Origin of the sequence: Rhodopseudomonas infernalis (assembly GCF_022271405.1) — a bacterium.
Lineage (GTDB): Bacteria > Pseudomonadota > Alphaproteobacteria > Rhizobiales > Xanthobacteraceae > Rhodopseudomonas > Rhodopseudomonas infernalis.
Genome location: NZ_JAJNAL010000031.1, coordinates 50,809 through 60,989 on the forward strand (window position 1 = coordinate 50,809; position 10,181 = coordinate 60,989).

8 protein-coding genes and 1 tRNA gene are annotated in these 10,181 nt (G+C 64.4%); all 9 read right to left on the minus strand.

Annotated features, from left to right (window positions below):
• Positions 1 to 17: 17 nt before the first annotated feature.
• Positions 18 to 821, minus strand: coding sequence for a TonB family protein (locus LPW26_RS18910; protein WP_238737111.1), 804 nt, complete (start codon positions 819 to 821; stop codon positions 18 to 20).
• 35 nt (positions 822 to 856) lie between these two features.
• Positions 857 to 1,333 (minus strand): TonB system transport protein ExbD, encoded by a 477-nt coding sequence (exbD, locus tag LPW26_RS18915; protein ID WP_238737113.1) that lies wholly within the window; start codon positions 1,331 to 1,333, stop codon positions 857 to 859.
• Between the two features lie 10 nt (positions 1,334 to 1,343).
• On the minus strand, positions 1,344 to 2,273 hold the full coding sequence (gene exbB / locus LPW26_RS18920) for a tonB-system energizer ExbB (RefSeq protein WP_238737115.1): 930 nt from the start codon (positions 2,271 to 2,273) through the stop codon (positions 1,344 to 1,346).
• A 124-nt stretch (positions 2,274 to 2,397) separates the two neighbouring features.
• A complete protein-coding gene (locus LPW26_RS18925) occupies positions 2,398 to 3,030 on the minus strand; it encodes a biliverdin-producing heme oxygenase (protein ID WP_238737123.1) in 633 nt (210 codons plus the stop codon).
• A gap of 179 nt (positions 3,031 to 3,209) precedes the next feature.
• Complete coding sequence (locus LPW26_RS18930; protein ID WP_238737116.1) at positions 3,210 to 6,716, minus strand: TonB-dependent receptor domain-containing protein; 3,507 nt, start codon at positions 6,714 to 6,716, stop codon at positions 3,210 to 3,212.
• Positions 6,717 to 6,866: 150 nt separating this feature from the next.
• Entirely contained in the window at positions 6,867 to 7,799 is a 933-nt protein-coding gene (locus tag LPW26_RS18935) for a FecR family protein (RefSeq protein ID WP_238737117.1), read from the minus strand.
• Between the two features lie 129 nt (positions 7,800 to 7,928).
• Positions 7,929 to 8,453 carry an RNA polymerase sigma factor gene (locus tag LPW26_RS18940; protein ID WP_238737118.1) on the minus strand — a complete coding sequence of 175 codons (525 nt, stop codon included), beginning with the start codon at positions 8,451 to 8,453 and terminating at the stop codon, positions 7,929 to 7,931.
• Positions 8,454 to 8,803: 350 nt separating this feature from the next.
• A tRNA-Trp gene (locus LPW26_RS18945) sits at positions 8,804 to 8,879 on the minus strand.
• Positions 8,880 to 9,298: 419 nt separating this feature from the next.
• Positions 9,299 to 10,181 (minus strand): elongation factor Tu (gene tuf, locus LPW26_RS18950; protein ID WP_238737119.1); only part of this gene is annotated, 883 nt, incomplete at its 5' end.

The window sequence follows — 10,181 nt, forward strand, 5'->3', positions numbered from 1 at the left end:
CGGCCTCCGAACAGGCTTCAGTCCTCGGACGTGAATCCCACCGGCACAGTCAGCGTCCGGGCAGCGCCTGGTGGCGGCGAAGGAAGCGGCGAGGCCCGCTGTACCAGCGCAACGGCCTCGCGATCGACCTCGGCAACGCCCGACGATCGTAGCAACGCGGCCGACAGAACGTGACCGCTGCCGTCGATCGAAAACCGCACATAGGCGATGGCACGAGTCCCCGCGGTGGCCGACACGGCGCGCTTGCGGCGCTTGAGATGGGCCATCAGCAGCGACCGCCAATCGGCGGGCGATATCGACGAATCCCCCGAAGCCGTCTGCGCCGCAGCGATCCGCGTCGACCGTTTCGCCTGGATCTGCTCCTGCCGCATCGCGCGAGAAGCTGCGACCGCCTGTTGTCGGCGCTGCTGAGGTTTCTTCTCGGGTGTCCGGCTTTGCGTCGGCCTGGTTTCCGGCCTCGGTGGTCGGGGTGGAAGCGGCACCTCCGCCTTCTCGAGGATGGGCGTACTCTCGTCGATCTTCGGATCTTCGGTTGGCTCTGGCTTGTCCGGCTCCGACCGTTTCTCGACGGCCTGCTCCTGCGGCGTTTGCTGCTCCTGTTCCTGTTGGGGACGACTGTCGTCCGACGACGCCGCATCCGGCGTGATCTCGCTCTGCTCGGTCCGGATCGCTTCAGGCAGGGCCGCAAGGTCCACCATGATGGCGGCCGGCGAACTATCGGCCGCAACGACAGGATCGCTGCGCAGCAACCAGCCGATGGTCGCGGCATGAGCGCCGATCGTCACCAGCGCCGCGCCCGACCAGCCCAGCGCCTCGATCACTTTGGTCCGGCCGCGAACCGCGCCCTCGAAATCGGTCATGGCGCGGCGGCGGCCGGCCGGGCCTCGGGCAACGCGCCGGACGGTGAGATGGAGGATGCGGTTTCGAGACCGACCAGCGCGATCTTGAGATAGCCTGCGTCGCGTAGCAGATTCATCACTTCCATCAGGCTGCCGTAGTCGACGCTCTTGTCGGCGCGCACGAAGATCCGCGTCTGCTTGCCCTCATTGGCCGCATGGTAGATCACCTTCTCGAGATCCTCGCGCGAGACCGACATCTCACCGACGCTCAACATGCCGTCGCGCTTCAACGTGAGATAGAGCGGCTTGTCGGGACGCGGTATCGGCTGTGCCGTCGACGCAGGCAGGTCGACATCCACGTCGACAGTGGCCAGCGGCACCGCCACCATGAAGATCATGAGGAGAACCAGCATGACGTCGATGAAAGGCGTGACGTTGATGTCGTGATTGTCCTCGAGTTCATCTCCGATGCGTTCGCGAATACTCCCTGCCATGACGTCACTCCTACTCTGCAGCCAAAACCGAAGCCGGCGACTTGCGCTCTCCCGGCACTCTGCGGAAATCCAGGTCCAGCCCCACAAGTCGTTCGACGCCCGCTGATGCGTCGGCGAGAACCTGCCGATAGCCGGTGATCGCGCGCGCGAAGATGTTGTAGATGACGACGGCGGGGATGGCGGCGACGAGGCCGAAAGCGGTCGCTAGCAGAGCCTCCGCGATGCCGGGTGCAACGACAGCGAGATTGGTGGTCTGACTCTGCGAAATCCCGATGAAGGAGTTCATGATGCCCCATACCGTGCCGAACAGGCCGACGAACGGAGAGATCGCCGCCACCGTCGCGAGCAGTCCCGTGCCGCGTGTGAGCCGGCGCCCGGCCTGAGCTTCGATGCGGAGCAGACGGGACACGACGCGCTCTTTCAAACCGCCGTCGCCGGCGTAGTCCACCGCCGGCAGCGATCGACGCATTTCCTCGCCGGCGGACCGCACCATGAAGGCGGCCGGCCCGCCGCGGCTGCCCAGATGGTCTGCGGCAGCAGACAGGCTGTCTGCGGACGCGATGATCCTGAACGTCCGCCGCGCCCTCCCACGCGCGCAGGCGACCTCGACTGTCTTGGCGAGACAAACCGTCCAGGTGAGTACCGAAGCGAGCACCAGACCGATCATCACGGCCTTCACCACCCGATCCGCGGACATGAACATGCCCCAGACGGACAGGTCATGCGGCAGGTCGGACCTGCGATCCGGCCTCGCGGGCGCGGGTGAAGCAGCAGCCGGGCTCTCCGCCGACACGGCTTCTCCTGACGATGCCTGCGGGCTCGCCATCTCGCCATTCGGCGGGATGCCGTCCGGGGAAGCCGAGCGTTCGAGCGAGGTCGATGGCTGCTGCGCCAGTCCCTGCGACGGGCCAAGCACCAGCGCGCCGATCAGGAACGACATCACAAGCCTTGTCGTCGAAACTACAGCCCGCATTCGCGGCCTTCCTTTCAGTTTCCGGACCTCACGGTGTGCCGCCCGTCGCGAACGCCCTCGGCCCCGTCAGTCGCTGCGTCTTGCAGAATCGCTAGCCGTCGACCTCTTGAGCCGAGGCGGCAGCAGGCAGAGCGAGGAGCTCGCTCACCAGCGCCTGCACGCGCATGAACGCAGCACGGGCGCCGGCAATCGCCCCCTCCTCTTGCAGATGTGAGAGCGGGACGGCATCGAACGCCGCCACGAACCCCCTCCAGTGCAGCGCGCGTCCGTCGGGCGCCGCGGCCAGGTGCCGGGCGCCGAACGTCTCCGACAGACCGAGCTTGGCGGCCTGCTTGAGCAGAAACGATGCGCCGAGATTCGAACCTTCGGCGACGTAGAGCCAGCCGAGCGCGCTCGGAACGTCGATCTGATCATCCATCGTGGACGTCGGCGTCGCTCCCGATGGGTCCGTAGCTATCCCGAGGTCGCACAGGTCCTGCTCGACCAATCCGAGCCGACGGCGCTGCGCCAAGTCCGGCAACAACGCTCCAAGGGCGGCGCTGCGGTACAATGGATCGACGTCGCGATGGAAGCGATGCTGAACCTCGAGAAACAACGCGTAGCGCTCGCGGTTCGCAAACGGCCGGCGCGCCATGATCGCCGTGTCGAGCCGCTCGTGCGTCGCGTGCGTCGCCATCTTCAGCCTTCTGGCCCGGCTGGCCTCCGGGACCGAGCCATCACTCATCACAACCATCCAAGAAGCTCCAATCTGCAGAACGCCTATCCGCTCTTCGCCATCTCGTTCGCGGCCCACCTTCATCGGCAGCACCGTCTCGTTGTTGAACTCCCGTCAGCCTCGGCACAGCGTGAGCTGCGGTGGACGGGGCGGAAAGCTGTCGCCCCGATCTTGTCCGTCGCGCGCGGTCAGAACCTGTAGTTGACCCCGACCCGAACCATCGGGATGTCGACGCTGCTGGTGAGCCTGCGCCCGTTGCTGGTCGAATAGGTCGCCGGCGTCACGAAATTGCCCGGCAGCACGCCCGCCCTCGCGTCGGCGAAAGTGAAATCCTCACCGGAAAATCGAGCCAGCAGATACTCGGCTTTGATCGACCAAGCACCGCCCACCGCGAATTCGCCGCCGCCACCGATCACGTAGCCCACGCGCGTGCGGGAGCTATCTTCGGTGAAAGTCGCCACGGTCGTCGTCGGCCACGCGAAGTTTCCGGTGTTGACGGCTCGGTACTGAGTCCGGGACTCGTCCTGCTGCATGAAGGCGACGCCGCCGCTGGCATAGAGCATCAACCGGTCGTTGACGGCGTAGCCGAGCCGTCCGCGCACGGTGGACAGCCATTTGATCTCGCTCTGCTGCACCGCCTCGAACTGCCGCATCCTGGACAGATTGTTCGCACAGTTGCAGGCAACGCCTTCGGTGGCGAAGGTCACCTGGGACGCGCCGATCTCGCTCTTGGCGATGTCGGCCTCGATGCCGGCGACGATCCGGCTCGCGAACTGATAGTCGTAGCCGGCATGTAGGCCGAAGGAGAGCGCGCCGACCTGCTGATTGGGCGCTTCGTTCACCGCATGACTGTCCGGCGATCCGTCCAACGCGGTCGTGGTCCCGCTGAATTTCGCGGAGTTGTAAGCCGCGTTGACGCCGGCATGGAATCCGCTCCAGTTCGCAACCGTTGCGCTCGGAGCAAACAGCCGGCCCAGTGACACCGGCGATACGGTCTCGTTTCCTCCGAACTTTCCGGTCATCCCGAGGCGAACCGTGCGTCCGGGGCTCGGCTGTTGCACCAAGCTCAGCGGGTCGACGTAGTACTGATCCGTCAGATTCTCCACGGTGGCTCGCAAGCTGATGTCCTTGGTCAACCTGTATTCGGCGAACACATCGACCAGCCAATACGGCTGCCAGATGATCGGAGCGATGATGGCGGACGCACCATACTGCACCGCGCCGTATCCGATCGAGCGTGGCCCGATATAGCTCGCGCGACCGCCGACCGTCAGGTCATCGTCGAGCAGTTTCTGAGACAGCGTGATGTTCGCCGAATATTTCGGCGGCACCTGATTGGCCGAATAATCGCCCGACAGAGTCGAGTTGGCGCAGGTGCCCGCGGTCGGACAGTATTCAACGTTGAGATAGTAGTTTGCGGCGACCTCTGCGGTGAAGCCGCCGTTCTGATAGCGCCCCGACCACTCAATTCCTTCGAAACGCGCGCGATCGATGTTGACCACCTGAAGGGCAGTGTATGTGTAGCCGTAGGTCGGATCCACGAACGACTTGCTCATCCGGGCGACGTAATTCGACACATCCCAATTGAAATATCCGAACTTCATCATCGCCTTGTCGGCAGCCGCGAAAACCCCTTCTCTGAACAGATTCACGCCGGCTTCCCAATTGTTGGAGCGTTCGGGAAGCAGACCGGCATTCGGGACCAGGCTGTAGCCGGCGACCGATTCGAACAGCGTCGGCATGCGCAGGGCGCTGGAGTAATTAGTGTAGAACTGCACGTCCTTGATCGGCTCGACCACGATTCCGGCGGACGGACTGTATCCGCCATTCTCGCGCGACGGCTCCGAATTCACCTGGGTTGCGTTGGTGATCGTACTGCGATCCTGAGACCAGTAATGCGAGTATCGGAGACCACCGTTCAACGTCAGCCATTCGACCGGCTTGTAGGAGAGTTTCCCGAAACCGGCGACTTCCTGCCGTTCGCCGTCACGAGACGGGATGCCGGCGTTGAGCTGGTTCGTAAACGGCGTCGGCCTGGTCGCCTCCTGGAGGTAAGAAGCACCGTAATCCACGTCGAGCGATCCGAACCGATCCAGCTCGACGTGAGACTTGTTGCTGACGTCGCCCCCTGCCATCGTACTCTGATTGCCCGGAAGATAACCATACGGGAGACCGAAATCTTCAGGCTTGACGTTGGTCGCGAAGCTCGTCCGGGGCGGTGTCAGCAACGTCAGGCTCGTCATCCACATATTGGCTTTGAGGTCGACGAGACCGTTGTCTTCAGGTTTCCAGCGATAGCGCACGGTCCCGGTATCGACCTTGGTCACGTCCTCCTGGAGCTGCTGGGTGGCCTGGCTTTGAACGCTGGAAAACAGCGAGGCGATGACGTCCCCGGCCCTGCTGCGATAGCCGTTGTAGCCGATCTGCAGACTCTGGCCGTCATCGGATCGCACGGTCCCCTTGGCGAGATAGGATTCGGTCTCGAGCTGCGTGTTGAGAACCTGCTCGCCGGCGCGATAGCTGGTCAGACCGGTGTTTTGGTAGACATGCGCATAGGAGATCGGGCTCGGCGGATAGTAACAGAAGCCACTCGAATAGCAGAGCGGCTGCGGTCCGGTATCGAGCACGCCCGCGCCCGGCCCGTTCTTTCCGGCAAAATAGTTACCCTGCTTCCGATAAGCATAGCCCCACAGCAGATCGTAGTTCGCCTCCTTGATCGCCGCGACGGTGCTGAACGAACCGCTGGTCGGATTGAGCAATCCTGGGCGATCGAGGCCGGAAGCCTGCGCCGTCGGCACCGGATAGGGCTGAGGATCGCTGACATAGGGCCGCGGCCAGCTATAACCGCCGAGATCGCCCGGCCGCGGGTTGGCCGTATTGGTGCCGAACCCGCTTCTGACCAGCACGCCCCACTTCTCGCCGGCCTTGACGACGTCGTCGGCACCGAGCGTTCGCATCGCCACCGTGCCGGCGATGCCGCGGGACGAGGCGTCCGCACCCTTGGTGATATCGACACCCGCGAGAAGATCCGGATCGACATAGGTCCGGTTCGAGATGCCCTGATAGCCCTGATAAACTGTCAGCCCGTTCTCGGCGCCATCCACCGTCACGGCGACACGGCCCATGCCCTGCATGCCCCGGATGTTGACGTCGATCGAACCGCCGCCGTTCCTGGCTTCGCCCGACATCACGCCCGGCGTGCCGCGGAAGATGTCTGCGGGACTGCTGCCACGAAACCGCTCGATGCTCTCCTGCGAAATACGACTGACCGCCGCCGGCGTGCGATACGGCGCCTCGGTCGGATTTCCACGACCACCCGAGATGTCGATCGTATCCAGCAAGAGCGAGCCGTCGGTCGCCGGCATCTGGTTCATGCTCGCGCGTACCGGACCGACGATGGTGACTGTGTTGGCGCTCTTGAACCGATATGAGAGCCCGGATCCGGCCAGCAACCGGTCGAGTGCCGCAGATGGCGTCAAGGCGCCACTCACCGCCGGCGCGGACTTGCCCGCTACCAACGCCTGATCAATGAATATCTGAAGCCGCGCCTGGCGCGAGAAGGCAACCAGCGCACGCGCAAGCGGCTGGGCTGGGATGTCGAGCTCACGCGACTTGGCGTCGGCGCTGCCGGATTGTGGAGATTGCGCGCGCGCCAGTTCGACCGTCGCCGCGGTGGACAAAAACGTCGCCGCCATGACCAGAGCGACAAACCCAGCGTGCCTCGATGCGCATCTCGTATCGTCGTCCATTCCCCAACGCCCCTGTCTTCGAACGGTCGCTTGTTGCGACCTCTTGGTTTGAAGACGGTGGGACGAAGAAAAGCAGTTACTCGGATACCGAGTCTTTTAGCGATCGCTGGTTGGAATCATTAAAGTCAGCCAGCTCGTCGCCCGATAGATCCGCAACGACAGCGACTGGGCGATGATATCCAGCGCTGCGTCGGTATCATGCGTGTCGAATACGGCGGTGACGTGCCGCTGACCGAGCGCGCCTCCAAGTAGGAGGACCGAGCCGCGACGATAGCGGCCCAGTTCGGCGAGCACCTCACTCAGCGGAACGTCGCGGAAGACGAGCTGGTTCTGACGCCACGCCTGCACGGCGTCGAGATCGGCCTCGGTCACGGCGGAGAGGCCGCCTGCGCCGTAGCGCACCTCGTGACCTGCCGTGACCTCCACGGGCCGACCGGGCGGCGTGCCGACCTGAACCCTACTCTGGGCAACGGCCACCCTGACGTCGCCCGCGAACTTGACGTCGAACGCGGTGCCGAGGACCTTCACTTCTCCACGTCCAGCCGTGACGATGAAGGGCCGCGTCGAATCCTTCGCCACCGTGAAGAACGCCTCGCCCGTCAGCAGCTTGATCCGCCGTTCGGCCGGCTTGAACGACACGTCGAGTGCCGTCGCGGTCCCCAATTCGATCTGGGAGCCGTCTTCGAGCGTGATCGTCTTGCGCTCGCCGATGCTCGTCCGGTGGTCCGCGAACAGCCCGACCGGTATCATCTGCCAGCCGAGGCCGGCGACCACCAGCAGGACCACGGCGGCTGTCACGGCGCGCTTCAGCGTATGCCGGTGTCGCCGCCGCTGGCGCGGCCGGCCGACGACATCGAGCCCGCTCCACATCCGCTCGAGCGAATGCCATGACGCTTCGTGGGATGGATCGGACCGCAACCATGTGGCGAACGCGGCCCGATCCGCCTCCGTCGCCTCGTCGTCGCGCAGCAAGACGAACCATTGGATCGCCTGATCATCGACGGACGGTGGTGCGTCGATCCTGTCCATGAAGCCTCGAAGGATATGCAGTGGGCCGGGAGAACGGGGGAGCTGCCGCGCCCGGCCGGCTGGGAGGGTTTGTCTACAGGAAAGCTTCGGCCGCTTGAACCGCGCCTCGCCATCCGACGTGACGACGTGTCATCGATCCAGTTCGCCAGTGGCGTTCGGGTCCGAGAAGCTCGCCTTGAGGCTGAACATCGCCCTGACCATGTGGGCCATCACGGTGTTCTTGGAGATGCCCAGGCGGCCGGCGATCTCGGCATAGCTCATGCCTTCGAACTTGTGCAGGATCAGCACTTCGCGCGGCCGCGGCGGCAAGCCTGCGAGCGCGGCATGCAGCGCCTGGAATTCCTCCCGGGAGATCAGAACGGCGTCGGGCAACGGCGCCGGATCGGCCAGCGCCTCGTCCAGCTCGACGGCGTTGCCGAGGACGCTGCGCTGCTGCCGGCGGACATCGTCGATCGCCAGATTGCCTGTGGTGCGGAACAGATAGCTGCGAAGATCGCGAATCTCGTCGCGCGGTGTGCGCAGCAAGCGAAGGAAGGCCTCCTGCACGATGTCGGCGGCGGCGCTCGCCGAGACCCCGCGCGCCATCAGAAATCGCTTCAGGCGGCCGTGCTCGTCGGCATAGAGCGTCGCCAGATTATCGGTCAAATCACTCATGGAAGGCCACACCACAGCAGCGCTCGAAAGCCGCGGAACCTGCCGATTTCGACTACCAGTCTCCGGATTTTCTTTCAAATGCAATGATTTGGATTGGCTCTAGGGATGTCCGCAAGCTGCGCGGCATGCACTCGCCCCGGGGGCCATCTGCAAAGCCCGATGGACTTGGCCCATCGGAAACCGGGGGCAAGCCTACGCTGCCGGTGTCATCGCAGCAGGACCGGTGCCCTCAACCAGCAGAAGACTGGGCCGCAGCGAAACAGCGCTTTGGGCGAAGCGAGCCCGCAAATTGTCCCACTGACCTTAAGCCAGTGTCCCACCAGTTGAAATGACTGAATAATTTCTGTCGCTGGCAGGAGTGGCAGGGCTCGAACCTGCGACCCCCGGTTTTGGAGACCGGTGCTCTACCAATTGAGCTACACTCCTACGTCGACGTCGCCGCCGAACGGGGCGGTTGAAGCATAGGCAGGCCCCCGCTGGCAAGTGGGATGCGCGATTAGGCTTTGGTCTATTCGGCCGGTTCCACAGCTACGGTCGCTGGAGCCGGCTGGGACTTCCTGGTCGATCGGGGCGCCAGCGCACACTCCCGGTTCTCACCCGTCCCCGGCGCATTCTCGAACACGCAGCGGCTTGGCGGCGTGCCGCAGACCTTGTCCAGCTCTCGGAAGCCGACGCAGTGGCCGTCCGGGGCCCGATAGCCGGTGCCGCCCTTGCAGCCGCAGCCTTTGCACGGCGGCCGGTCCGCGCAGGCGGCGTGAGCCACGGCCGGCAGCGCCAAAACAAAAGCCGCGAGCACGATGAAGCGTGCTCGCGGCCCCGTCGACACTGACGCGTCCGACTCTTCGTTACTCGATGATCGCAGCGACGACGCCGGCGCCAACCGTGCGGCCACCTTCGCGGATGGCGAAGCGGAGCTTCTCTTCCATCGCGATCGGCACGATCAGGTGAACTTCCATGGCGATGTTGTCGCCTGGCATCACCATTTCGGTGCCTTCCGGCAGATGCACGACGCCGGTGACGTCGGTGGTGCGGAAGTAGAACTGAGGACGATAGTTGGTGAAGAACGGCGTGTGACGGCCACCCTCTTCCTTCGTCAGAATGTAGGCCTCGGCCTTGAACTTGGTGTGCGGCTTCACCGAACCCGGCTTGCACAGCACCTGGCCGCGCTCGACGTCTTCACGCTTGGTGCCGCGCAGCAGCGCGCCGATGTTGTCGCCCGCCTGGCCCTGATCGAGCAGCTTGCGGAACATTTCAACGCCGGTGCAGGTCGTCTTCTGCGTCGGGCGGATGCCGACGATTTCGATTTCCTCACCGACCTTGATGATGCCACGCTCGACGCGACCGGTCACCACGGTGCCGCGGCCCGAGATCGAGAACACGTCTTCGACCGGCATCAGGAACGGCTGGTCGATCGGACGCTCCGGCTGCGGGATGTAGGCGTCGACCGCCTTCATCAGCTCGAGGATCGCGTCGTGGCCGAGCTTCGGATCGGAGTTCTCCAGCGCGGCGAGCGCCGAGCCCTTGATGATCGGAATGTCATCGCCCGGGAAGTCGTACTTCGACAGAAGCTCGCGCACTTCCATCTCGACCAGCTCGAGCAGTTCCGGATCGTCGACCATGTCGCACTTGTTCAGGAACACCACCAGCGCCGGAACGCCGACCTGACGGGCCAGCAGGATGTGCTCGCGGGTCTGCGGCATCGGGCCGTCGGCAGCCGACACAACCAGG

What these genes read in the sequence shown, in the direction of transcription:
- LPW26_RS18940 (WP_238737118.1), bottom strand. Translation starts at nt 8,453, where the DNA reads ATGAGTGATTTGACCGATAATCTGGCGACGCTCTATGCCGACGAGCAC.
- exbD (WP_238737113.1), bottom strand. Translation starts at nt 1,333, where the DNA reads ATGGCAGGGAGTATTCGCGAACGCATCGGAGATGAACTCGAGGACAAT.
- exbB (WP_238737115.1), bottom strand. Translation starts at nt 2,273, where the DNA reads ATGTCGTTCCTGATCGGCGCGCTGGTGCTTGGCCCGTCGCAGGGACTG.
- LPW26_RS18930 (WP_238737116.1), bottom strand. Translation starts at nt 6,716, where the DNA reads ATGGCGGCGACGTTTTTGTCCACCGCGGCGACGGTCGAACTGGCGCGC.
- LPW26_RS18925 (WP_238737123.1), bottom strand. Translation starts at nt 3,030, where the DNA reads ATGAGTGATGGCTCGGTCCCGGAGGCCAGCCGGGCCAGAAGGCTGAAG.
- LPW26_RS18935 (WP_238737117.1), bottom strand. Translation starts at nt 7,799, where the DNA reads ATGGACAGGATCGACGCACCACCGTCCGTCGATGATCAGGCGATCCAA.